23 protein-coding genes and 3 tRNA genes are annotated in these 24,678 nt (G+C 50.1%); 11 read left to right on the top strand and 15 right to left on the bottom strand.

The features are described from left to right. The first annotated feature begins 1 nt into the window (after position 1). Both ACJHX7_RS09050 and ACJHX7_RS09045 read left to right on the top strand, forming a co-directional pair. Positions 2–598: an SIS domain-containing protein gene (locus ACJHX7_RS09050; protein WP_001066236.1), complete on the top strand. Its 597-nt coding sequence runs from the start codon at positions 2–4 to the stop codon at positions 596–598. A 71-nt stretch (positions 599–669) separates the two neighbouring features. Next, positions 670–1,617 carry a phosphoglycerate dehydrogenase gene (locus tag ACJHX7_RS09045; RefSeq protein ID WP_016237483.1) on the top strand — a complete coding sequence of 316 codons (948 nt, stop codon included), beginning with the start codon at positions 670–672 and terminating at the stop codon, positions 1,615–1,617. A gap of 78 nt (positions 1,618–1,695) precedes the next feature. Here ACJHX7_RS09045 and ACJHX7_RS09040 read toward each other — a convergent pair. The 3 genes from ACJHX7_RS09040 to ACJHX7_RS09030 all read right to left on the bottom strand — a co-directional run bounded on the left by ACJHX7_RS09040 (position 1,696) and on the right by ACJHX7_RS09030 (position 1,992). Further along, positions 1,696–1,772 (bottom strand) — tRNA-Met (locus tag ACJHX7_RS09040). A 33-nt stretch (positions 1,773–1,805) separates the two neighbouring features. Next, positions 1,806–1,882, bottom strand: a tRNA-Met gene (locus ACJHX7_RS09035). A 33-nt stretch (positions 1,883–1,915) separates the two neighbouring features. Beyond that, positions 1,916–1,992 (bottom strand) — tRNA-Met (locus ACJHX7_RS09030). A 208-nt stretch (positions 1,993–2,200) separates the two neighbouring features. Here ACJHX7_RS09030 and mltA point away from each other — a divergent pair. Both mltA and tcdA read left to right on the top strand, forming a co-directional pair. Further along, a complete protein-coding gene (gene mltA, locus ACJHX7_RS09025; RefSeq protein WP_000678646.1) occupies positions 2,201–3,298 on the top strand; it encodes a murein transglycosylase A in 1,098 nt (365 codons plus the stop codon). A 75-nt stretch (positions 3,299–3,373) separates the two neighbouring features. After that, on the top strand, positions 3,374–4,180 hold the full coding sequence (gene tcdA, locus ACJHX7_RS09020; RefSeq protein ID WP_094030480.1) for a tRNA cyclic N6-threonylcarbamoyladenosine(37) synthase TcdA: 807 nt from the start codon (positions 3,374–3,376) through the stop codon (positions 4,178–4,180). 50 nt (positions 4,181–4,230) lie between these two features. On the opposite strand, the gene csdE is transcribed toward tcdA, so the two are convergent. Further along, entirely contained in the window at positions 4,231–4,674 is a 444-nt protein-coding gene (gene csdE, locus ACJHX7_RS09015) for a cysteine desulfurase sulfur acceptor subunit CsdE (protein ID WP_410231555.1), read from the bottom strand. Then, complete coding sequence (gene csdA / locus ACJHX7_RS09010; protein WP_094030478.1) at positions 4,674–5,879, bottom strand: cysteine desulfurase CsdA; 1,206 nt, start codon at positions 5,877–5,879, stop codon at positions 4,674–4,676. The genes csdE and csdA overlap by 1 nt, the downstream gene beginning before the upstream one ends. A gap of 191 nt (positions 5,880–6,070) precedes the next feature. Here csdA and ACJHX7_RS09005 point away from each other — a divergent pair, with 191 nt between their 5' ends. The 4 genes from ACJHX7_RS09005 (at position 6,071) to rlmM (ending at position 9,073) form a co-directional block, all read left to right on the top strand. Further along, the gene (locus ACJHX7_RS09005; protein ID WP_000750398.1) at positions 6,071–6,298 is read left to right on the top strand and encodes a YgdI/YgdR family lipoprotein; all 228 of its coding nucleotides are present in this window, start codon (positions 6,071–6,073) and stop codon (positions 6,296–6,298) included. A 350-nt stretch (positions 6,299–6,648) separates the two neighbouring features. Next, positions 6,649–7,566, top strand: coding sequence for a glycine cleavage system transcriptional regulator GcvA (gcvA, locus tag ACJHX7_RS09000; protein WP_000044401.1), 918 nt, complete (start codon positions 6,649–6,651; stop codon positions 7,564–7,566). 18 nt (positions 7,567–7,584) lie between these two features. Next, a complete protein-coding gene (locus ACJHX7_RS08995) occupies positions 7,585–7,980 on the top strand; it encodes a DUF423 domain-containing protein (protein ID WP_000203905.1) in 396 nt (131 codons plus the stop codon). Then, a complete protein-coding gene (gene rlmM, locus ACJHX7_RS08990) occupies positions 7,973–9,073 on the top strand; it encodes a 23S rRNA (cytidine(2498)-2'-O)-methyltransferase RlmM (RefSeq protein WP_001045520.1) in 1,101 nt (366 codons plus the stop codon). The genes ACJHX7_RS08995 and rlmM overlap by 8 nt, the downstream gene beginning before the upstream one ends. Before the next feature lie 43 nt (positions 9,074–9,116). Here rlmM and fucR read toward each other — a convergent pair whose 3' ends face one another. The 5 genes from fucR to fucP form a co-directional block, all read right to left on the bottom strand. After that, on the bottom strand, positions 9,117–9,848 hold the full coding sequence (gene fucR, locus ACJHX7_RS08985) for an L-fucose operon activator (protein ID WP_001308912.1): 732 nt from the start codon (positions 9,846–9,848) through the stop codon (positions 9,117–9,119). A 57-nt stretch (positions 9,849–9,905) separates the two neighbouring features. Beyond that, complete coding sequence (fucU, locus tag ACJHX7_RS08980; RefSeq protein WP_000920840.1) at positions 9,906–10,328, bottom strand: L-fucose mutarotase; 423 nt, start codon at positions 10,326–10,328, stop codon at positions 9,906–9,908. Position 10,329: 1 nt separating this feature from the next. After that, positions 10,330–11,748, bottom strand: a complete 1,419-nt coding sequence (fucK, locus tag ACJHX7_RS08975) for an L-fuculokinase (RefSeq protein WP_088170276.1) — start codon at positions 11,746–11,748, stop codon at positions 10,330–10,332. Between the two features lie 108 nt (positions 11,749–11,856). Then, on the bottom strand, positions 11,857–13,632 hold the full coding sequence (fucI, locus tag ACJHX7_RS08970) for an L-fucose isomerase (protein WP_000724153.1): 1,776 nt from the start codon (positions 13,630–13,632) through the stop codon (positions 11,857–11,859). Positions 13,633–13,664: 32 nt separating this feature from the next. Further along, complete coding sequence (fucP, locus tag ACJHX7_RS08965) at positions 13,665–14,981, bottom strand: L-fucose:H+ symporter permease (RefSeq protein ID WP_000528587.1); 1,317 nt, start codon at positions 14,979–14,981, stop codon at positions 13,665–13,667. A 546-nt stretch (positions 14,982–15,527) separates the two neighbouring features. On the opposite strand from fucP, the gene fucA reads away from it, so the two are divergent. Together fucA and fucO are read left to right on the top strand one after the other, a co-directional pair. Next, positions 15,528–16,175, top strand: a complete 648-nt coding sequence (gene fucA / locus ACJHX7_RS08960) for an L-fuculose-phosphate aldolase (RefSeq protein WP_000440772.1) — start codon at positions 15,528–15,530, stop codon at positions 16,173–16,175. Positions 16,176–16,202: 27 nt separating this feature from the next. Further along, positions 16,203–17,351, top strand: a complete 1,149-nt coding sequence (gene fucO, locus ACJHX7_RS08955) for a lactaldehyde reductase (protein WP_000013588.1) — start codon at positions 16,203–16,205, stop codon at positions 17,349–17,351. Positions 17,352–17,455: 104 nt separating this feature from the next. On the opposite strand, the gene xni is transcribed toward fucO, so the two are convergent. The 5 genes from xni to queF all read right to left on the bottom strand — a co-directional run bounded on the left by xni (position 17,456) and on the right by queF (position 23,916). Next, on the bottom strand, positions 17,456–18,211 hold the full coding sequence (xni, locus tag ACJHX7_RS08950) for a flap endonuclease Xni (RefSeq protein ID WP_012311754.1): 756 nt from the start codon (positions 18,209–18,211) through the stop codon (positions 17,456–17,458). Positions 18,212–18,321: 110 nt separating this feature from the next. Then, entirely contained in the window at positions 18,322–19,689 is a 1,368-nt protein-coding gene (gene sdaB / locus ACJHX7_RS08945; protein ID WP_000626369.1) for an L-serine ammonia-lyase II, read from the bottom strand. Between the two features lie 57 nt (positions 19,690–19,746). Continuing rightward, positions 19,747–21,036 (bottom strand): HAAAP family serine/threonine permease SdaC, encoded by a 1,290-nt coding sequence (gene sdaC / locus ACJHX7_RS08940; protein WP_000450473.1) that lies wholly within the window; start codon positions 21,034–21,036, stop codon positions 19,747–19,749. 555 nt (positions 21,037–21,591) lie between these two features. After that, a complete protein-coding gene (gene ppnN, locus ACJHX7_RS08935) occupies positions 21,592–22,956 on the bottom strand; it encodes a nucleotide 5'-monophosphate nucleosidase PpnN (protein ID WP_000627995.1) in 1,365 nt (454 codons plus the stop codon). 111 nt (positions 22,957–23,067) lie between these two features. Further along, positions 23,068–23,916, bottom strand: coding sequence for an NADPH-dependent 7-cyano-7-deazaguanine reductase QueF (queF, locus tag ACJHX7_RS08930; RefSeq protein ID WP_000100429.1), 849 nt, complete (start codon positions 23,914–23,916; stop codon positions 23,068–23,070). Positions 23,917–23,983: 67 nt separating this feature from the next. On the opposite strand from queF, the gene syd reads away from it, so the two are divergent. After that, complete coding sequence (gene syd / locus ACJHX7_RS08925; protein ID WP_000342431.1) at positions 23,984–24,529, top strand: SecY-interacting protein; 546 nt, start codon at positions 23,984–23,986, stop codon at positions 24,527–24,529. Positions 24,530–24,678: the final 149 nt, after the last annotated feature.

Raw genomic sequence — 24,678 nt, 5'->3', positions numbered from 1 at the left:
AATGAATAACACGGATCTTATCTATCTCATTAAACATTTTATGCATAACGAACTTAAAGCAGTAGAAGAGGTTATTGATTCCCCACTTTCTGAATTCGCTAATTTAATTAAAGTATTACAATCTTGTCAGGGAAAAGTTGTTTTTATTGGTGTTGGTAAGTCCGGTATTATTGCCAGAAAACTCGCAGCAACTTTTGCCAGTACCGGAACTCCCTCGTTTTTTGTTCACGGTACGGAAGCGGTACACGGCGACCTTGGAATGGTGGCGAAAGACGATGTTGTTATTCTTATTTCAAACAGTGGTGAGACGGCGGAAATCCTGGCGACACTGCCTAGTCTGAAAAAAATGGGTAATTATTTGATCTCTTTTACACGCAGTCATCACTCATCGCTTGCGATAAGTTGTGATTTATCCGTTGAAATTCCCGTAAAAAGTGAGGCGGATAATTTAGGTTTAGCGCCGTCATGCTCATCAACAGTCGTTCTGGTTGTTGGTGATGCGGTGGCGCTTGCGCTCTCCGAATTGAAAAAGTTTACTCGTGCTGATTTCGGCTTATATCATCCAGGAGGTGCACTCGGCATTAAAGCAAATTCATAATTTCAAAATATAAATACAGTAACCGGTCACGCCATCTTTTGGGGTGGCGTTCTTTGAAGTGAGTGTCAGCTATGAAAAATGTTCTGGTCACCGTCCCCAGCTTTTCAGCACGCTGTGTTTCCGCCAGCAAGTTGCTAAGAGAGAATAATTTTAATCTTATTATTAAGAATAATGTGGAGCATCTGCTTAAATCAGAATCCACTGCATTACGAGAATCTATTTGCGCGGTCATCGCCGGAAAAGATTGTTATCAGGCGGACACGCTATCATTGCTGTCTGGTGTGAAAATAATATCGAGATTCGGGACGGGGATAGACAATATTGATCTTCGTGCGGCACAGCAATCCGGTATTGTTGTCAATAATGCGGTTGGGATTAATTCAAATGCGGTTGCGGAATTTATCATTGGACTTATCTTCGCGAGCATGAGAAATATCCCTGGCAGCTATCATGCGATGCAAAATGGCTACTGGGGTGAGTCGCATGGTTGTGAATTACAAGGGAAACGGATTGGCCTGGTTGGCTACGGTAATATAGGTAAAACTCTGGCGAAAAGGTTATCCGGTTTTGATGTTGAGCTTTTAGCTTTTGACAAACAACCCGACTATCAGGTTGCTGACAAAGCTGGAGTTCAGTTTGTATCAATTGAAGATATCTTTATGCAGTCGCATGTCATCATTGTTCTTTTGCCTTTTTCTTCTGAGCTGGAGAACTTTATTAGTCATAAATATTTGTCGATGATGCGCAATGGTGCTCTGATCATCAATGCCGCAAGGGGAAAGTTGCTGGATGAGGGCGCTTTACTTCAGGTGATTGAAGAACGAAATGTGTTTGCGGCGCTGGATGTGTTTAGCTCTGAACCGTTGGCGCAATTTAGCCCACTGCTACATGCCAAAAATATCATTACAACGCCGCATATCGCGGCCGCCACCGTTGAGTCATACCAGCAAACCGGGATACACGTTGCCCAGTCGATAATTGATTACTTCGCAGGAAGGGAGATAAAAAACGTGTTGTGAGTTCAGCGAACAAAGATTTTAAATACAAAAAAACCGCAATCTGTGAAACACATTGCGGTTTATCAGCATCATAAGTGTTGGTTGCGGGGGCCGGATTTGAACCGACGACCTTCGGGTTATGAGCCCGACGAGCTACCAGGCTGCTCCACCCCGCGTCACCGTACTACTTTACTTCATTAAATTTTGATTGGTTGCGGGGGCCGGATTTGAACCGACGACCTTCGGGTTATGAGCCCGACGAGCTACCAGGCTGCTCCACCCCGCGTCACCGTACTGCTTTACTTCATCAAATTTTAATTGGTTGCGGGGGCCGGATTTGAACCGACGACCTTCGGGTTATGAGCCCGACGAGCTACCAGGCTGCTCCACCCCGCGTCCGTGGATGCGCACTATACTCCGCTCGCGTTTTCATGCAACCTTTTTTTTACCCAGATCACGGATTTGGTATGATTTTGAGCAAAAACAAATCACTAAAGCCTGTTTTTTGTGCAAAATTTGCGTCAGGGAGAGGCTGCTCATTTCATTAAACGCGGCGGTTTGTTATCTTCGTTGCGCCTTATTTTTTAACCTGAAGAAGAGAACAATGAAAGGACGTTGGGTAAAGTACCTTCTTATGGGCACGGTTGTGGCAATGCTTGCCGCCTGCTCTTCCAAACCAACCGATCGCGGACAGCAATATAAAGACGGGAAATTTACCCAGCCTTTCTCTCTGGTGAACCAGCCAGATGCCGTTGGCGCGCCGATTAACGCCGGTGATTTTGCCGAGCAAATTAACCATATCCGTAATTCGTCACCGCGTCTGTATGGCAACCAGAGTAATGTTTATAACGCGGTGCAAGAGTGGCTGCGCGCAGGCGGTGATACCCGCAATATGCGCCAGTTCGGCATTGATGCCTGGCAGATGGAAGGTGCCGACAACTATGGTAACGTGCAGTTTACAGGCTATTACACGCCGGTAATTCAGGCGCGCCATACCCGCCAGGGCGAGTTCCAGTATCCTATTTACCGTATGCCGCCAAAACGTGGTCGTCTGCCGTCTCGTGCGGAGATCTACGCAGGAGCGCTGAGTGATAAATATATTCTCGCTTACAGTAACTCCCTGATGGATAACTTCATTATGGATGTGCAGGGTAGCGGGTATATCGACTTTGGTGATGGCAGTCCGCTTAACTTTTTCAGCTATGCAGGGAAAAACGGTCATGCCTATCGCAGCATTGGTAAGGTGTTGATCGACCGTGGCGAAGTGAAAAAAGAAGATATGTCGATGCAGGCGATTCGTCACTGGGGCGAAACACACAGTGAAGCTGAGGTTCGCGAGCTGCTGGAACAGAACCCGTCTTTCGTCTTCTTTAAACCGCAATCTTTTGCACCGGTGAAAGGGGCAAGTGCGGTGCCGCTGGTTGGCCGTGCTTCTGTTGCCTCCGATCGTTCAATTATTCCACCAGGTACTACCTTGCTGGCAGAAGTGCCGCTGCTGGATAATAACGGCAAATTTAACGGTCAGTACGAATTGCGTCTGATGGTGGCGCTGGATGTCGGTGGCGCAATCAAAGGCCAACACTTCGATATCTATCAAGGGATCGGGCCGGAAGCCGGACACCGCGCAGGTTGGTACAACCACTATGGACGTGTCTGGGTGCTGAAAACCGCCCCGGGCGCAGGTAACGTCTTTAGCGGCTGATGTGTTATTCTGTATACCGTTTTGACGGATACGACAGGGTGAGGGATAACCTCGCCCTTTTTATTCTGAGGTGCTATGTCTGTGGTAATTAGTGATGCATGGCGTCAGCGTTTTGGTGGCACAGCGCGTCTGTATGGTGAAAAAGCGTTGCAACTGTTTGCTGACGCGCATATTTGTGTGGTTGGTATTGGCGGTGTCGGTTCCTGGGCGGCGGAAGCGCTGGCGCGCACAGGGATTGGCGCAATCACGCTTATCGATATGGATGATGTGTGCGTCACCAATACCAATCGGCAAATTCATGCCCTGCGCGATAACGTTGGGCTGGCAAAAGCGGAAGTTATGGCGGAGCGTATTCGCCAGATTAACCCGGAGTGCCGTGTAACGGTGGTGGATGATTTCGTGACGCCGGATAACGTAGCGCAATATATGAATGCCGGTTATTCGTACGTGATTGATGCCATTGATAGCGTACGGCCCAAAGCGGCGCTGATTGCTTATTGTCGGCGCAATAAAATCCCGCTGGTCACGACTGGTGGCGCGGGTGGGCAGATTGACCCGACGCAGATTCAGGTTACCGATCTGGCGAAAACGATTCAGGACCCGCTGGCGGCGAAGTTGCGCGAGCGCCTGAAAAGCGATTTTGGCGTAGTGAAAAACAGCAAAGGTAAGCTCGGCGTGGATTGCGTGTTCTCTACCGAAGCGCTGGTGTACCCGCAGTCAGATGGCTCGGTCTGTGCAATGAAAGCTACGGCGGAAGGGCCAAAGCGGATGGATTGTGCATCTGGATTTGGTGCCGCGACGATGGTGACCGCCACCTTTGGTTTTGTTGCGGTTTCTCATGCGCTGAAGAAGATGATGGCGAAAGCGGCGCGTCAGGGGTAAACAATCAGGTCGGATGCGACGCGAACGTCTTATCCGACCTGGTACTGTGCTTAAACCTGCTTCTTCGCAGCGATAATCGCCTCGCTTAACGCATTCAACCCCTGGCTGCGTGAGGCGCTAAGTTGCGCACGCAATCCCAGCTCATCAAACAATGCCAGCGGCGACTGTGCCTGCAATTCGGCGGCGGTTTTGCCCTCAACGGCAGTCAACAACACCGCAAGCAGGCCGCGCACAATGCGTCCTTCGCTGTCGCCAAAGAAATGCATCTTGCCGTTTTCAGCCATGGTATATCCCAGCCAGACGCGGTTTTCGCATCCGGCAATCTCTTTAGCCTGTGCTTTTAATTCGTCTGGCAAAGCAGGAAGCTGTTTCCCCAGCATGATCAACTGGCGATATTTGTCTTCCCATTGCGTCAGTGGCGCGAAAGTATCGCGTAACGTCTCTATGGTAACGGTTGTGCCGAACGGATGTCCGGCGAATTGCGGGTTTGTCATTAATCCACCAATAATTCCAGCGCGCGGTCAACGGCATTCACCAGCGCATCCACATCACTCTTTGTATTATATGGCGCAAAAGAGGCGCGCAGTGTGCCGGTTACGCCTAATTCTGCCAGTAGCGGCTGAGCGCAATGCTGCCCGGCGCGCAGGGCAATACCGTACTCCGCCAGCAGCGTCACCATATCGCTGTGATGAACGCCAGCAAAATCAAAGGCCAGCAGGCTGGAATCCTGGCAGCGGAATGAACGAAAGCCTGGACGTTTCGCCAGCGCTTCTTCTGCAAGCGTTGCTAAGCTACGGCTCCAGCTTTCGGCCTGGTTGATATCGTAATCTGTCAGCCATTCCAGCGCCGCGCTTAATCCTATGACGCCAGCGACATTTGGCGTTCCTGCTTCCAGTTTCCACGGCGCAGATTGAGTCGTGAAGCCGTCAAAACTCACTTCGTGAACCATTTTGCCGCCGCCCAGCCAGGGCGACATCGCTTCCAGCAGTTCTGGTTTGCCATACAGCACGCCGATGCCTGTCGGGCCATACAGTTTGTGACCTGAAAAAGCATAGAAATCAATATCCAGTTGCTGAACATCCGCGGGGAAATGCACCGCCCCCTGAGCACCATCAACCATCACCACCATCCCGGCTGAATGAGCAAAAGTAATCGCTCTCGCCAGATCCGGGCAACCGCCAGTGACGTTCGACATCTGGCCCAACGCCAGAATCCGACTACGGGGAGTAATCAGTTCTGGCAACAAATCGACATCCGGCAGTCGCTGCGCATTAAGCGGCAATTTCACCACTTTGGCCCCCGTTTGTTGGGCGACCATCAGCCAGGGGACGAGGTTGGCGTGGTGTTCTGCCACACTGACAATAATTACATCGCCCGGTTGCAGACGCGGACGGGCATAGCATTGCGCCACCATGTTGATGGATTCAGTGGTGCCGCGCGTCCAGACGATAGTTTTATCATCCGGTGCATTCAGTAATTGTGCCACTTTTTCCCGCGCAGCTTCGTAACGCGCGGTCAGGCGTTGGGCTTCGGCAAACTGGCTGCGATGGACGTTTCCGGCGCTCAGGCTATAAAACTGTCGGGTGGCTTCAACCACGGCTTCAGGTTTAAGCGCGGTCGCGGCGCTGTCGAGATAGACGCCCGCATCCTGTAGCGCGGGAAACTGGGCGCGAAACTGCGCGGGATTAAAAACGTTCATGGTACTCCTCGGCTTGATGCACCGATCGTGACGCAAAATTCACTTTGATACAAGGAGAGTGCTAACCATCAGAATTATCTGGATATCCTGGCGAAGCCGCGTCAGTAACATATGCTGAATAGTGTTAGGCGTTAATTTTAGCCTGTTAATCAATACTATTAAGATTTATTAATCGCTTTAAGGAGAAGATGATGAAAAAGACTGCCGCAATTATTTCTGCCTGTATGCTGACTTTTGCCCTGAGCGCCTGTTCCGGTTCGAACTATGTGATGCACACCAATGACGGACGTACCATCGTCTCTGACGGCAAACCACAGACTGATAACGATACCGGTATGATTTCGTATAAAGACGCTAATGGCAACAAACAGCAGATCAACCGTACTGACGTGAAAGAGATGGTCGAACTGGATCAGTAATTCGCGATCGCAAGGTAAAAAAAAGCACCGCAATTAGGCGGTGCTACATTAATCACTATGGACAGACAGGGTAAATGTACAGGAAGTGAAAAAAGGTAGCTTTGCTACCATGGTCTGAATCGCAGACCAATTGCAAACACAACAACACAACATCACAACCGTAAGCCAAAAGTTCACCAGAACACGCATTCCGATAAAACTTTTCGTTCCGGCTCAGGAAGTGCCGCCACTATAGGTATTTGCTGGTAGAAGCTCAACGGACAATTTATAATGGCTCAGATTAAAAAAACTAATAGGTTACACAGTGTGATCTAATTGTTAAATTCATTTAACATCAAAGTTTAAAAGCCATGTCTAAACGATTACCACCGCTAAATGCCTTACGAGTTTTTGATGCCGCAGCACGCCATTTAAGTTTCACTCGCGCAGCAGAAGAGCTTTTTGTGACCCAGGCCGCAGTAAGTCATCAAATCAAGTCTCTTGAGGATTTTTTGGGGCTAAAACTGTTCCGCCGCCGTAATCGTTCACTCCTGCTGACCGAGGAAGGGCAAAGCTATTTCCTCGATATCAAAGAGATATTTTCGCAATTAACCGAAGCGACGCGTAAACTCCAGGCCCGTAGCGCTAAGGGGGCGTTGACGGTCAGTTTACTCCCCAGTTTCGCCATTCATTGGTTGGTTCCGCGACTTTCCAGCTTTAATTCAGCTTATCCGGGAATTGACGTTCGAATCCAGGCGGTTGATCGTCAGGAAGATAAGCTGGCGGATGATGTTGATGTGGCGATATTTTATGGTCGGGGCAACTGGCCGGGGCTACGGGTGGAAAAACTGTACGCCGAATATTTATTGCCGGTGTGCTCGCCGCTACTGCTGACTGGCGAAAAACCCTTGAAGACCCCGGAAGATCTGGCTAAACATACGTTATTACATGATGCGTCACGCCGTGACTGGCAGACATATACCCGACAGTTGGGGTTAAATCATATCAACGTTCAGCAAGGGCCAATTTTTAGCCATAGCGCCATGGTGCTGCAAGCGGCTATTCACGGGCAGGGAGTGGCGCTGGCAAATAACGTGATGGCGCAATCTGAAATCGAGGCCGGACGTCTTGTTTGCCCGTTTAATGATGTTCTGGTCAGTAAAAACGCTTTTTATCTGGTTTGTCATGACAGCCAGGCAGAACTGGGTAAAATAGCCGCCTTTCGTCAATGGATCCTGGCGAAAGCCGCTGCTGAACAAGAAAAATTCCGCTTTCGTTATGAACAATAATTTACGTAGGGTACGACCATGACCAGCCGTTTTATGCTGATTTTCGCCGCCATTAGCGGCTTCATTTTTGTGGCTCTGGGCGCTTTTGGCGCGCATGTGTTAAGTAAAACCATGGGGGCCGTTGAGATGGGCTGGATCCAGACCGGTCTCGAATACCAGGCGTTCCACACGCTGGCGATCTTAGGTCTGGCGGTGGCAATGCAGCGTCGCATCAGTATCTGGTTTTACTGGAGTAGCGTTTTCCTCGCGTTAGGCACGGTGCTGTTCAGCGGCAGCCTTTATTGCCTGGCGCTGTCCCATCTGCGTTTGTGGGCGTTTGTCACACCGGTTGGCGGTGTGAGCTTCCTTGCGGGCTGGGCGTTAATGTTAGTTGGTGCTATCCGTTTAAAGCGCAAGGGCGTAAGTCATGAATAAGGTTGTATTGCTGTGCCGTCCGGGCTTTGAAAAAGAGTGCGCCGCAGAAATTACCGATAAAGCCGGCCAGCGGGAAATTTTCGGTTTTGCCCGCGTGAAAGAGAATGCGGGTTATGTCATTTATGAATGTTATCAACCTGATGATGGCGATAAGTTAATCCGTGAGCTGCCGTTCAGTTCATTAATTTTTGCCCGCCAGTGGTTTGTGGTGGGGGAACTCCTGCAGCATTTGCCGCCTGAAGATCGTATTACCCCCATTGTCGGTATGTTACAGGGCGTAGTAGAGAAGGGCGGTGAACTGCGTGTTGAAGTTGCCGATACCAACGAAAGCAAAGAGTTGCTGAAATTCTGCCGTAAATTCACCGTGCCGCTACGCGCTGCCTTGCGTGATGCGGGTGTGCTGGCGAACTATGAAACGCCGAAGCGTCCGGTTGTGCATGTATTCTTTATTGCACCAGGCTGTTGCTATACCGGTTACTCATACAGCAACAATAATTCGCCGTTCTATATGGGCATTCCGCGCCTGAAATTTCCGGCAGATGCGCCGAGTCGTTCCACGCTCAAACTGGAAGAGGCATTTCATGTGTTTATTCCCGCGGATGAGTGGGATGAACGCCTGGCGAACGGGATGTGGGCGGTGGATTTGGGCGCTTGCCCAGGCGGCTGGACCTACCAACTGGTGAAGCGCAACATGTGGGTTTATTCCGTCGACAACGGCCCGATGGCGCAAAGTCTGATGGATACCGGGCAGGTAACGTGGCTGCGGGAAGACGGTTTCAAATTCCGTCCGACACGCAGCAATATCTCCTGGATGGTATGCGATATGGTTGAAAAACCGGCGAAAGTTGCGGCATTGATGGCGCAGTGGCTGGTTAATGGCTGGTGCCGTGAAACCATTTTCAACCTCAAACTGCCGATGAAAAAACGCTACGAAGAAGTGTCACACAATCTGGCGTATATTCAGGCACAGCTTGATGAACATGGCATAAATGCTCAGATCCAGGCGCGGCAGTTGTATCACGATCGCGAAGAAGTGACGGTGCACGTCCGCCGTATCTGGGCTGCGGTGGGTGGTCGTCGCGACGAGCGATAACAGGCAAGGCCGGGGCGTCGTCTCCGGCCTGCTACCCTTTCCGTCAGGCTGTTACCAAAGAAGCCGCAACCTGGCGCTCATCAGAAATAATGTGCGTGACCTCATCCAGATGCCCGATGCGGGCTTCCCCTGAACGATTAAATTTACTTTTATCAATCAATAACAACGATTGCGCGGCGCGTTTTAATAGCATTGATTTGTAATCAGCGTTGATGGCATTGGAGTCCCACAGTGCGCCGCTGCTATCGATCCCTTCACAAGAAAAAATAAACAGATCGATTTCCAGCGATTTAAGCTGGGAAATCAGCGAGGGATTGACGTAACAACCATATTTGCGCTCAAGTGTGCCGCCGGAACTGATCAGTTGAATGCGTTCGCGTTTACCGAGTTCATGGCAAATCGGATGGCTATTGGTGAAGACCTGGATGTTGATGTCAGGCAACTGGCGTGCCAGATACCAGCAGGTTGAACTGGCGTCTAATGCTATTACCATCCCTTCTTCAATCCACGCGAGCGCCTCGCGCGCGATATCTGCTTTATGCGCATAATGGCTTTTCAACCGGATGTGAAAGGGATCGCCACTGTCTTGATTTTGACGGTGGATATATTTAGCGCGTCCATGATTGCGCAGAATTTTACCCTGCGTCTGTAATTCATTGAGATCGCGACGAATGGTTTCTTTACTGACCTTTAGCTGTTCAGAGAGAGCTTCCGTGGTCAGGCTGGTATGGTTCAGCAGCAGGTCGACTATCGCTTGCTGGCGTGCCGCTTTCATATTTTTCACCCCATCATTCGATAACCGCCCGCGTCATGCGGGCGTACCGGTATGAGATTACGGTGTTACCCCTTTTTTTAAAAGAATATTCCCGTACTTCGCTCGTTCGCCTGTGATAACGATCGCAAAGGCTTTTTGCGCCCGTTCATAAAACGCAAAACGATTGATGCGGATGATGTCAGGACAGGGGGCTTGTAGTGAAAGCGCATTACGATAACGTCGTTCTACTTCAGGATCGAGAGTGTCACCTTCTACCGCCGCCATCATCACCAGCGGTGGTGCATAGCTGTCCAGCTCAAATAACGGGATAATCGCCTGGAGCAAGTCGCTCACCAACAGGCCATCAGCGCGGATCACCTGCGGTCCCATCGAATGGGCGGGAAAGTGAGCATCGGAAAAAATAATTTCATCTCCATGCCCCATCTCTGCCAGCACTTTCAATAGTTCGGGAGAAATTAACGGCGAAATTGTTTTCAGCATTTCACACCTCCTCTATAAATTCAGGTTCAGTTTGCGGGTAGAAATAACGGTACTGATAATGAATCTGCGCGCGGGCTTCTTCCGGGCTGTTAAATTCCCCTACGCCATACCAACCGAACAGCGCAGCTCCTGCGACGGTCGTTTCGGCGTCGTCGAGAACTTTTACCGGAATATCAAGCATATTGGCTTTAATCTGATTCCACAATGTGTTGCGACTTCCTCCGCCGACTAACAATAATTCAGAGGCTTTAAAGTGCCCGATTTTTTCCAGCATCTGTAGATTGCGCTGTAATTGCGCAGTTAACCCTTCCAGCGCCGCGCGATAGAAATGCCCCCGCGTGGTATTAAGCGTCACTCCTTGCCAGCCAGCGTTCTGACACGACAATAAATCACACTGCATTTTCACACCATCCGCGCCAGGTGCGATCAGACGAGCTTCTTCAATCAACATTTGCCAGGGAGTTTCAGCCGTCCAGAACAGTTTTCTCACCCATTCCAGCACGCCGGATGCCAGCCATTGCATACCTGGGTTATACAACCCTGCCTGGCTATCCAGTTCGCAGGTAGAACCGGCGTACTGACTTAACAGCGAAGTATCAACCTGGGCGCTGCGGACCATTAAAATTTCCCATGTACCGGAAGAGAGCACGGGTTCATTTTGTTCGGCACCAGCGCCAAAAAGGGCGAACTGGGTATCGTGACCTGCGGAAATCACCGGTATGCCAACGGGTAAGCCGAGCATTGCTGCGGCGCTGTTCTGTAGCGTACCAATCTGTTCACCCGCTTCCACCAGACGAGGGAAGAGTCGGCGTGGAATACCGGTGGCGTGTAAAATTTGCGGACTGAAAACGCGTTGCTGGATATCCAGCATCTGGCTGGTTCCGGCCATCGTGATATCAGTAGTGAATTCGCCGGTTAAACGGTGGTTAATCAGCGACGAAATAAAGAGCCAGGCGTGCGCGCGTTCCAGCAGTTGTGGATGATTTTCTTTCAACCACACCAACTTATATAACGTATTGAAACTAAAGGCTCCGACTCCAGAAATAGCCTGTAACTGCTGTGCGGAGATCAACCGTTCAATATTGTCCATTACCGCTGCTGTTCGCGGACATTTCCAGCTAATGATCGGATAGAGCAGATTGCCTTGCTTATCTACCAGAGCGCCATCCACACCAAAGGTGGTGACGGCGATACCGCGGATGTGGCAATCAGTCAGTTCACTATTGATTTGCCGACAGCAATCAGCAAAGCGTTGCAAAATGGCGTCTAAAGACCACTGGTGCCAGGTGTTGTTTTCCATCGCGATATCGCTGGCATTAGGCGTTGAGGCGCGGGCAACAATTTTTCCCTGCCGATTAACCGCGATGGCCCTGACATTGGTCGCGCCACAGTCGAGTACCAGGATAACTTCTTGTTTCATAATCGCTCCTGCAATATAGCCGGATAACATTGCTTATCCGGCTAACCACTCTTGCTTGTTCAGGCCCGGTAGCCGGAGCGACCGGGCATCACATCAGGGAGTAATGTATTAACGCTTGTACAACGGGCCGTAGTTCTGGCAAGCGCGGTAATCCTGGCCTTCAATATCCATGCCGTGCGCGGCCCAGGCAGAAGGACGATACACTTTGGTCTCTTCAACGTTGTGCATACATACCGGGATACGCAGCATGGAGGCAAGAGTGATAAAGTCTGCGCCAACGTGGCCGATGGTCAGAACTCCGTGGTTAGCGCCCCAGTTCGCCATTACCGAGTACACATCCGTAAACGGCCCTTTACCGGTGAGGCGCGGTGCAAACCAGGTGGTTGGCCAGGTTGAGTTGGTGCGTTTGTTGAGGATGTCATGCACATCCTTCGGCAATTCCACGCTCCAGCCTTCCGCGATTTGCAGTACCGGTCCCAGGCCTTTGATGATGTTGACACGAGTCATTGTGAACGGGACGCCGCCTTCGGTAAGGAAGCGGGAAGAGTAACCGCCGCCACGGAAGTATTCGTGGATCGCCGGGCACCATTCGGTAGCGGCGAGGCAAGCGTCAGCCTCTTGCTGAGAGATTTCCCAGTGCGGCTTCATCGTCGGGTTACCTTCGCTGTCGCGTTGTTTACAGGAACCGTCCAGCGCAGCAGAACCGGAGTTGATCAAATGGATGATGCCGTGTTCTGCCAGTCCATCGAGTTTATGCCCCGTTACACGCTCAATTGCTTCTGGTGACCAGTAGGTACGCACATCGGCAAATACCTGAGCGGTGCCGGTGAGTTGGTGACCCATTAGCATTGCCACGCCGTTAAGACTGTCGTTTTCTGTCGCCACGACAAAGGGTTCGCGCACGCCATTCCAGTCAAATGAACTGTTGAGGATCGCTTCGGCGGTGTCACCATTGGGATATTGATCGGTCCAGTGGCGTTGTCCCTGGAAGCCCGCAGCGATGGCGTTGTAGCCAAGTGATTCTTCCACGCGACCAATATCGGCCAGTTTGCTGTTGCCTTGCATCATGTCGCGGATACACATTGCCATCAGTAAACTTTCGCGCAGAACTGCGCGGCTTTGCTCGGCATTGCGTTGATACTGTTTGTTATTTTCATCTTCGCCATAGCGGAAGTTTTTATCAGCCCAGGCCAGCGCCATTTCCAGTTCGGCTTCGTCGTAAATCTTCTGATCGATACGGCGACGCAGTTCGGTCATATCCACCGCCTGGACTTTCATTCCCAGCCAGGATTCAAAGAAGTTGTGATCAACAATAGAACCGGCGATACCCATCGAAACGCCGCCCAGCGACAGATAGCTTTTACCTTTCATGCTGGCGACGGCCAAACCGGCGCGGGCAAAGCGCAGCAGTTTTTCTTCAACATCAGCAGGAATCGATGTGTCATCGGCATCCTGAACGTCATGACCGTAAATGGAGAATGCCGGGATGCCTTTCTGGCTGTGAGCTGCCAGAGCCGCTGCCAGGTAAACAGCGCCGGGGCGTTCAGTGCCGTTAAAGCCCCAAATGGCTTTCGGGCGGGTTGGATCCATGTCGATGGTTTCACTGCCATAGCACCAGCAAGGCGTTACCGTAATGGTGAGGCCTACATTCTGACTGCTGAATTTTTCTTCGCAAGCAGCGGCTTCAGCCATACCCGCGATACAGGTATCGGAAATGACACACTCGACGGCAGCTCCGCAGGCATGGCGCAGTTTCTCGGTCAGCAGTGCGGCCGTAGCTTTCGCCATATTCATTGTTTGTTCTTCAAGCGACTCACGAACACCCATGCGACGACCGTCAATAACCGGGCGGATACCAATTTTCGGTAAGCTGATTTTTTTCATTACAGATTCCTCACTTTATTCGGAAAATATGTTCAGTTAGTTGCCGTTTGAGAACGGAAACGGGCAAAGATAAAGATGACCGCGAAGCAGAGTGCGGGGATCAGTTCAGCAGTGGGGATGTTGCCCGCCGCGTCACTGACAAAACCCATGACCGGAGTGACAATACCGCCGCCAATAATGGTCATAACGATGAAGGACGAACCGTATTTGGTGTCCTGGCCGAGATTTTTAATGCCCAGCGAGAAGATTGTTGGGTACTGAATCGACATAAAGGCGCTGCATAAAGTCAGGGCTATTAAGCCCACATGACCGCCAGCGAAGGCTGAGATCAGGCACAGTGCCATAGCAATTAATGCGTAGGCTGCCAGGACTTTGTGTGGTGCGAAGCGACTGATGAGCCAGGTACCGGTGAAACGACCAATAAAGAAGCACACCATGGTTCCGGTTAAATAGTTAGCGGCAAAGCCTGCTGTCATACCTGGAATTTCTTCTACAGCGTAGCGAATTAAATAGCTCCAGCAGGCCGTTTGTGCGCCAACGTAGCAGAATTGCGCTAATACTGCCCAGCGCCAGTGGCGAATACGCGCCAGGCGAGAAAGCGATGCGGAGAACGATCCTTGTTTGGCGTCACTGTGATTATCACTCTGCAATGCCGGGAATTTCGTCAGCATGATCAGCAGGGCGACCAGTAACACGATAGCCACGATGATCATATAAGGTGTCTGTACCGATAATACCAGGCTGTGTTTATACGCACTCAATTGCTCTGGAGACATTTTATCGAGAACGTCTTGCGATTGATGTGGCACGTTAGACAAAATAAGACTTTGCCCAAAGACAACCGCGATAATTGCGCCAAATGAGTTAAATGTTTGCGCAAGATTTAAGCGGAAGTGACCACTGCTTTCCGGCCCTAATACCGTAACAAAAGGGTTTGCGGCAGTTTCCAGACAACCTAATCCGGCTGCAATAATAAATAGGCCAACTAAAAACAAGGTGTAGTTCATTATTTCTGCGGCGGGCCAGAATAATGCAGCGCCGAAGGCATATAAAAACAATCCGGTAATAATCCCTGCTTTATAACTGAGTTTTTTCATCAATATCCCGGCAGGGATTGGGATAATGAAATAACCAAAGTAAAAGGCTGATTGGATCAGGCCAGCCTGGAAATTTGTCAGCGTAAAAGCCTGCTGGAATTGAGGCAATAAAATGTCGTTAAGGTTATTGGCTACCGCCCAAAGAAAAAACAGTGAGCACAGCAGTGCAAATGGAATAATGTAACTTCTGCTTTGCCCTGCATCTTTATCTACCGCACGGTAACTCTGCGTTTGTATTGATGTGTTTCCCATAGCATCCTCTTAGGTTCAGAAGCTTAAGCACGTAATCGGTTATGTTTTCAAAAGTGCAAAACCAGCGAGTTCGGGCTTCATATCAGTGAATATTTGCCTGTCTGAAATGAACTCATGGATTCATTTTCAAATAAAAAACGCTCTGTAATATGACGGCGGTCACACTTATTAGCCGGAAGGTGACTTTATGTGACTACCATCACTTTAATAATCGAAATTTCATGCCCGTTTCAGAAAATAAATCATAAAAAACACAAACCAGATGACCGTATTAATTGTTTGTGCCGAAAACGGGCATTCCTGGCAGGGAAGAGTAGAAAAATGACCGTTTTGATAAATATTTTTAAGAGCGGTCATTTTTAATGGGGTTATAAAAAGAGAAATTGCAGTTATTTACTGTGATTAGTTGAACCAGGTCACAAAATATAAGCTTGTGAATTTCTTTCTGGTTAATCAGGAAGAATATGGTGAGTAATTAAACGGCTAATTCAATAGTGTGAAAGGAACAACATTATTGCCCTGTTTTGAATCAGAGAGAGGTAGCTAATGGAACGAAATAAACTTGCTCGTCAGATTATTGACACTTGCCTGGAAATGACTCGCCTGGGGCTGAACCAGGGGACAGCGGGTAACGTCAGTGTACGTTATCAGGATGGGATGCTGATTACGCCTACAGGTATTCCATATGAAAAACTGACGGAGTCGCATATTGTCTTTATTGATGGCAACGGCAAACATGAGGAAGGAAAACTCCCCTCAAGCGAGTGGCGTTTCCATATGGCGGCCTATCAAAGCAGACCGGATGCCAACGCGGTTGTTCACAATCATGCCGTTCATTGTACGGCAGTTTCCATTCTTAACCGACCGATCCCCGCTATTCACTACATGATTGCGGCGGCTGGCGGTAATTCTATTCCTTGCGCGCCTTATGCGACCTTTGGAACACGCGAACTTTCTGAACATGTTGCGCTGGCTCTCAAAAATCGTAAGGCAACTTTGTTACAACATCATGGGCTTATCGCTTGTGAGGCGAATCTGGAGAAAGCGTTATGGCTGGCGCATGAAGTTGAAGTGCTGGCACAACTTTACCTGACGACCCTGGCGATTACGGACCCGGTGCCAGTGCTGAGCGATGAAGAGATTGCCGTAGTGCTGGAGAAATTCAAAACCTACGGGTTACGGATTGAAGAGTAATTTCGTAAAGCAACAAGGAGAAGGATGATGGCTAACAGAATGATTCTGAACGAAACGGCATGGTTTGGTCGGGGTGCTGTTGGGGCTTTAACCGATGAGGTGAAACGCCGTGGTTATCAGAAGGCGCTGATCGTCACCGATAAAACGCTGGTGCAATGCGGCGTGGTGGCAAAAGTGACCGATAAGATGGATGCTGCAGGGCTGGCATGGGCGATTTACGACGGCGTAGTGCCCAACCCAACAATTACTGTCGTCAAAGAAGGGCTCGGTGTATTCCAGAATAGCGGCGCGGATTACCTGATCGCTATTGGTGGCGGTTCTCCACAGGATACGTGTAAAGCGATTGGCATTATCAGCAACAACCCGGAGTTTGCCGATGTGCGTAGCCTGGAAGGACTTTCCCCGACCAATAAACCTAGTGTACCGATTCTGGCAATCCCCACCACAGCAGGCACTGCGGCAGAAGTGACCATTAACTACGTGATCACTGACGAAGAAAAACGGCGCAAGTTTGTTTGCGTTGATCCGCATGATATCCCGCAGGTGGCGTTTATTGACGCTGACATGATGGATGGTATGCCTCCAGCGCTGAAAGCTGCGACGGGTGTCGATGCGCTCACTCATGCTATTGAGGGGTATATTACCCGTGGCGCGTGGGCGCTAACCGATGCACTGCACATTAAAGCGATTGAAATCATTGCTGGGGCGCTGCGAGGATCGGTTGCTGGTGATAAGGATGCCGGAGAAGAAATGGCGCTCGGGCAGTATGTTGCGGGTATGGGCTTCTCGAATGTTGGGTTAGGGTTGGTGCATGGTATGGCGCATCCACTGGGCGCGTTTTACAACACGCCACACGGTGTTGCGAACGCCATCCTGTTACCGCATGTCATGCGCTATAACGCTGACTTTACCGGTGAGAAGTACCGCGATATCGCGCGCGTTATGGGCGTGAAAGTGGAAGGTATGAGCCTGGAAGAGGCGCGTAATGCCGCTGTTGAAGCGGTGTTTGCTCTCAACCGTGATGTCGGTATTCCGCCACATTTACGTGATGTTGGTGTACGCAAGGAAGACATTCCGGCACTGGCGCAGGCGGCACTGGATGATGTTTGTACCGGTGGCAACCCGCGTGAAGCAACGCTTGAGGATATTGTAGAGCTTTACCATACCGCCTGGTAAATGCGCTGATGTGATAATGCCGGATGCGACGCTAGCCGTGTCTTATCCGGCATATAAGTGCATTAAATTCAATGTGTTGATAATCGTTTGCATCCGGCACGCCGTTACCGTACCAACCGCAATTGCTGTAAATTGCCGTCGATATGCAAATCGGTTTGTAAGCGGGCAATATCGCGGCACAGAAACGCCATCTCTTTATGGGTTTCTAATTTTTTGCGCCACTTTTCGGCAACCGCATCCAGATTCTCATATATCCCTTCCAGACTCTGAAACTCGACCAGTAGCTGTGTGGCGCTTTTTGGTCCGATCCCCGCAACACCCGGTACCTTTGAACTGCTGATCCCCGCAAGCCCCCAGTAATCGGGCAACTGCTGCGGTTGAACGCCAAATTCTTTATCGATAAATGGCGCATCCAGCCAACGTTTCTGGAAGTAATCACGAATACGTAATGTCGGTGAAAGTAACTGACAGTAGCCTTTATCTGTCGAAACAATCGTTGCCTGATGCCCGGCCTGTGTCACTTTGACCGCCAGCGTGGCGGCTAAGTCATCGGCTTCGTTGCCGCTGGCGGACCAGCACGGGACGCCGCGTTGCTCAAAGGCGGCGCGTAATGCAGGTATCTCGTTGTGCAACTCTTCCGGCATTGGTGGTCGACCCGCTTTGTAATCTGGTAAACGCTGATGACGCCAGCCGCTACTGCGGTTTTCATCATCAAAAACGGCGACCGCGTGGGTTGGCTGGCTGTGCATAATGAGCTGATCGAGCGCGTGCTGGCAGGTTTCGACACAGGGCGAACCCTGAACGGCATGAATGCGACGAATAAGATTCAGTGCATCGACAATAAGCAAATGAACAGCCACGATAACCCCCTTAAAGATCAGGCGATAAGGGTAACATTCGATGCCAGAACAGGCTATGGCTGGATGAGAAAACGGGAAGAGGCCTCGCAAAACGAGGCCTCCGGGAGAGATTAATCGCAGGCAACGATCTTCATTGCCAGGCCACCGCGAGAGGTTTCGCGGTACTTGGCGTTCATATCTTTACCTGTTTCGTACATGGTCTCGATAACTTTATCGAGGCAGACGCGCGGCTCGCTGGTACGGCGCAGCGCCATACGTGCAGCATTTACCGCTTTCACTGCCGCAATGGCGTTACGCTCGATGCATGGCACCTGGACCTGTCCAGCAACCGGGTCACACGTCAGACCGAGGTTGTGCTCCATGGCGATTTCCGCCGCGATGCACACCTGCGCCGGGCTTGCGCCTAACAGTTCTGCCAGACCAGCCGCCGCCATTGAGCACGCCACGCCAACTTCACCCTGGCAACCCACTTCGGCACCAGAAATCGACGCGTTCATCTTATAAAGAGAACCAATGGCGCTGGCTACCAGCAGGTAACGAGCCAGTGAGTTAGCGTTCACTTCGCGGATAAACTTATCGTAGTACGCCAGCACAGCTGGGATAATCCCGCACGCACCGTTAGTCGGCGCAGTCACCACGCGACCGCCAGCAGCGTTCTCTTCGTTCACTGCCAGTGCAAACATGTTGATCCAGTCAACAACCGCCATCGGGTCAGTGGTGGTTTTATCCTGGCTGACCAGCATCCGGCGTAGTGCCGCAGCACGGCGTGGAACGCGCAGTTTGCCAGGTAACACGCCTTCGGTAGAAATACCGCGCTCAATACCGCCACGCATGACTTCCCAGACGTTCGCCAGGTGCTGTTCCAGCTCTTCTTTGCTGTGCAGCGCCAGCTCGTTTTTCATCATCAGGCCAGAGAGTGACAGCCCGGTTTCCTGACAATGTTTTTGCAGATCGGCTGCTGAACTGTACGGATAAGGAACTTCAACCGGTGCGCTATCCTGCTGACCAAAATGTTCTTCATCAACAATAAAGCCACCGCCGATAGAGTAATAAGTCTGGCTGTAAACGACTTTATCGCCCGCCAGCGCGGTAATGCGCATACCGTTTTCATGCAGAGAAAGGTTGTCGGCATGGAAGTTCATGCACTGATCAACCGGGAACTCCACTTCATGCTGACCGTTTGCCAGCATCAGGCGACCATGAGTATTCACATCCTGAATAAAACCAGGGATGGAATCGATATCCACGGTATCCGGCAGGTTACCCGCCAGACCCATAATTATGGCGATATCAGTGTGGTGGCCTTTACCGGTCAGAGAGAGCGAGCCGTACACGTCAACCACCACGCGGGTCACGTCTTTAAGCAGGTCACGGGCAATCAGATCGTCGGTAAATTGTTTACCCGCTTTCATTGGTCCAACGGTATGAGAACTGGAAGGGCCAATGCCGATTTTGAAAATATCGAATACGCTAATCATAGGAAATACATCGCGTTAAAACGGAGGAAGCGCCGCCCGAAAGCGGCGCGAAAGGACTTAGCTGAACAGAGAGTAGAAGATTGCGGAGATTGCAATCAGACCCATCACGACAACGAATACGTTGCTGATGTGACCGCTGTACTTACGCATTGCCGGTACTTTCTGAATTGCGTACATCGGCATCAGGAACAGGATCATCGCGATGATTGGGCCGCCCAGGGTTTCAATCATACCCAGGATGCTCGGGTTCAGGGTGGCAACAATCCAGGTCGTTACCAGCATGAACAGCGCAGTGATACGGTTCAGCTTGTTGATTTCGATAGACTTACCTTTACCACGCAGAGATTTAATCACCATACCGTTGAAGCCTTCACGTGCGCCCAGGTAGTGGCCGAGGAAGGATTTGGTGATAGCGATAATCGCGATAATCGGAGCCATCCACGCGATGATCGGCGCGTTAAAGTGGTTAGCCAGGTAAGACAGAATCGAGATGTTCTGCTCTTTAGCCGCAGCCAGGTCTGCCGGAGTCAGGCTCAGTACGCAGCTGAAGACGAAGAACATTACGGTCAGCACCATCATGATGTGTGCGAATGCCAGGATCTTAGAGCATTTCTGTTCTGCCATATCGCCGTACTCTTCACGCTTCGCAACGGCGAAAGAAGAGATGATCGGAGAGTGGTTGAACGAGAACACCATTACCGGAATTGCCAGCCACAGGGTCATCCACAGACCGTTTCCGGTTGCAGATGCAGTGTCCAGAGACAGTGTTTCCAGTGCTGCGCCGTTCCACTGCGGGATCAGGTACAGAGCCAGCAGCATCAGTACGCCAACAAACGGGAATACCAGAATGCTCATCGCTTTAACGATCATCTGCTCACCGAAGCGAACGATGGTCATCATACCCACGATCAGGATCAGCGACAGAATCGCACGCGGCGGTGGTGTCATACCCAGCTGGTGAGACATGAAGCTTTCAACTGTATTGGTGATTGCCACGCTATAAACCAGCAGGATCGGGTAGATAGCGAAGAAGTAGAGCAGGGTAATCAGTTTACCTGCGCCAATACCAAAGTGTTCTTCTACAACCTCGGTGATGTCTTCGCCTGGGTTTTTACCAGACAGTACGAAGCGAGTCAGGCCGCGGTGAGCAAAAAATGTCATCGGGAACGCAAGGATAGCCATGATGATCAGCGGGATCATACCGCCAACACCGGCGTTGATTGGCAGGAACAGCACGCCCGCGCCGATTGCCGTGCCGTAAAGGCCCAGCATCCACATGGTGTCTGTCTTGCGCCAGGCACTACGAGAGTCTTTCGACGCAATCGTGCTGGTTTGAGTCGTTTCCATCTATTTCTCCTGGAGGAATGCAAATAATTCAGCTTTTAGCCAGTTCAGCCCGGGAAGGTGCCTGACCGTAAAAATGAAATCTGTCTATCGGCGATGGCTTAATCATTTACCGCCGTAATAATTTGAGGGCGGAAAGATACACACAAGTTATGTATCTATCAGTGATCTTGATCCCAAATACAATAATCTACTTGGAAGATAGATTATCCCAACGCTTTACTCTGTAAATCAAAAGTAAAAGAGAATTTAAGGGCAATATTTGCCCATTAAACGACATCTGACTTCTTCCGGGGCGCGCAATATATGTAGGTTGAACTGAAAAAATCAATACTTTTAGTTAATCATGGCGATAATTTCTTTTTCATAGCGATAAAATGTGGTTTATGAAAATAGGGAAACGTTTGCGTTACAACATAAATTGTATGACATATTAACTATAATGATATTTATCGCGTGAGGGTGGTAAGAAACATTCATATAACAAATGAAATAAATTGATGGGTATGTGACCAAAAACGAGAAAACCCGGCAACAAACGTCACCGGGGGAGGGAGATTACGTGCAGATTTCGTAGCAAGGGATGTAGGCTGAGCCTGGCAACTTCATACGATGCTGGGCAACAAAACCCTGTAGCAGGTCATCCATACGACGCATAATCTCTTTATCGCCGTTGATTTTATAAGGACCAAACTCTTCAATGGCGCGAATACCGACTTCTTTTACGTTACCCGCCACAATACCGGAGAACGCACGGCGCAGGTCGGCAGCCAGCACTTCAACGGGTTGATCCGGGTAAAGCTTCAGATTAGCCATATTCTCGTGAGACGGCTCAAACGGCATTTGCAAATCTGGCGCAATGCGCATTGACCAGTTAAAGCTGTAGGCATCGCCTGTGTCGCGGCGATTTTCTTTCACCAGCGGCATCGATTTTTTCATCTGACGAGCGACTTCAGCGGCGTCATCAATGATGATGCGGTAATGGCGGCGCGCGTTTTCACCCAGCGTATGCACGACAAACTCGTCCAGTACGCGGAAGTAGTCGGCGCTCTCTTTCGGGCCGGTGAGGATCAATGGTAAAACCTGATCTTTGTTGGCCGGGTTCATTAAAATTCCCAGCAAATACAGCAACTCTTCTGCCGTACCCACACCGCCAGGGAAGATAATGATACCGTGAGCGATACGGACAAACGCTTCCAGACGTTTTTCGATATCCGGCATGATGATCAATTCGTTGACCAGCGGGTTAGGCGGTTCAGCGGCGATAATCGACGGCTCTGTCATACCAATAAAACGACTGTCTTTGTAACGCTGCTGTGCGTGTCCGACCGCAGCACCTTTCATCGGCGCTTCCATCGCTCCCGGACCACAGCCGGTGCAGATATTCAGCTCACGCAGGCCCAGCTGATTCCCGACGCGACGGGCATACAAATACTCGTTTTCGTTAATTGAGTGCCCGCCCCAGCAGACCACCATATTTGGCGCTTCACCAACATGCAGCGCGCGAGCGTTACGCAAGATGGAAAAGACCAGGTTAGTGATGTGGACGGAGTTGTCGAGATTCAGGTTGGGAAAACGAACGGTGTTATGGATTTGCCCGTAAACGAAGAGAATGTCGCGCAGAACCGCGAACAAGTTGGCCTGCAAAGCGCGAATAATTCGCCCATCGACAAAAGCCTCTTCCGGGGGATTAATCAGTTCCAGCTTTACGCCGCGTTCACGGCGCAGGACGTTAATATCGAAATTTTCAAAACGAGACAGCAATTCTTTGCTGTTATCGGTCAAACTACCGGAGTTCAGTACGGCAAGTGAACAGTTGCGAAACAGTTGATAGAGGTCGCTGCTGGCGGTGCGTTTAAGCATATCCACTTCCAGCTGCGACAACATATCCATGGAGCCAAGCGGGCTAATATGTGTAATCAAGAAAAACTCCTTATGGGACGAATATCGTCATTCCCTTTGATTACAATAGCCCTGCCTGATGACCTTTCACAACCTTCTGCGTGAATCCAGCACGCAAAATTGAGAAAAAATTTATTGCCGAACCAGTCTTGTGGTCGATGGGACAAAATCGTTATTACTGCGCCACGGGTTAATGTCCAGACCGCCACGACGGGTATAACGTGCGTAAACGCTCAATTTTTCTGGCTGGCAGAAGCGTAACAGGTCATTAAAGATGCGTTCCACGCACTGTTCGTGGAACTCGTTGTGATGACGGAAAGAAACCAGGTAACGCAGCAGTTTTTCTCTGTCAATTTGGCGTCCACGATACTGAATTTGGATCGATCCCCAATCTGGTTGATGGGTGATCAGGCAGTTTGATTTCAGCAGGTGGCTGACGAGCGTCTCTTCTACTACTTTTTCGCCACTGGTGGCATTCTCCAGATAGTCAGTAGTGAATTCATAGTTATCGATAGTGATATCCTGGTCATCAATGCAAGTGCCATTGAAATGACCTATCGGTTGGCCTTCCAGTTCATCAAGACGATATAACGCCACGCTAACCTTACCCTGGGCGCAAGTGCTTAAGTCGCGCTCCAGCGTCTGGCGCACCTCATCCCAGTTATTAAAACGCGTCTGGTTAAAACTGTTGAGATAGAGCTTAAAACTCTTCGACTCAATCAGATTTACGCTGGTGTAATCAAGTTCAACGTGACCGACGGCGACCTGCGGCAAACCTTTCGCATTCAGCCAGGAAAGTTCATATAGCGTCCAGATATCCGTACCGTGAAAAGGCAGGTTATCCGCTTTCAGACCCAGCGGATCGCGATTCAGACTACGCGGAACGCCTTGCAGTAGGCTGGCGTCATAGGTATCCCGGTAATCGGTTGATTTTCCAAGAGTCAGGCCCGCAAGTGCCTGATGGTTTGCATAAGAAGACATGTTTCACCGTCATAAACCAGATAAACTAAACAACAAGTGTATCTGGTTTAAGTGAAGAGAGAAATTAGTGGACGATTTGACCGCACAAGCCCTGAAAGATTTTACTGCACGCTACTGCGATGCGTGGCATGAAGAGCATAAAAGCTGGCCGTTGAGTGAGGAACTGTACGGCGTTCCTTCACCGTGCATTATTTCAACCACCGAAGACGCCGTATACTGGCAACCCCAGCCGTTTACCGGGGAACAAAATGTAAACGCGGTTGAACGCGCTTTTGATATTGTGATACAACCCACAATTCATACCTTTTATACGACTCAGTTTGCCGGGGATATGCACGCGCAGTTTGGCGATATCAAACTGACATTGCTGCAAACCTGGAGTGAAGACGACTTCCGTCGGGTGCAGGAAAATCTGATTGGTCATCTGGTGACTCAGAAAAGGCTAAAACTGCCGCCCACGCTATTTATCGCGACGCTGGAAGAAGAGTTAGAGGTCATCTCGGTGTGTAATCTCTCCGGTGAAGTGTGCAAAGAGACGCTGGGAACACGCAAACGGACGCATTTAGCCTCAAATCTTGCGGAATTCCTTAATCAACTTAAGCCTCTTCTGTAATCCAAATACCCCATCTTGTTGTGAGAGATCTCTTACAGACTCTGTAGGAGATCGCCAGGAAATAAGCGAATACTTAAAAAGATAAGAATCGTTATTTTCATTTAAAATCAATATATTGCTTGTCAATTCTTAACTTTCATATGAAATTT

It is taken from the genome of Escherichia sp. WS1451 (genome assembly GCF_046487365.1).
GTDB classification, from domain to species: domain Bacteria; phylum Pseudomonadota; class Gammaproteobacteria; order Enterobacterales; family Enterobacteriaceae; genus Escherichia; species Escherichia coli.
This window is presented reverse-complemented; position numbering and strand designations above follow the sequence as displayed.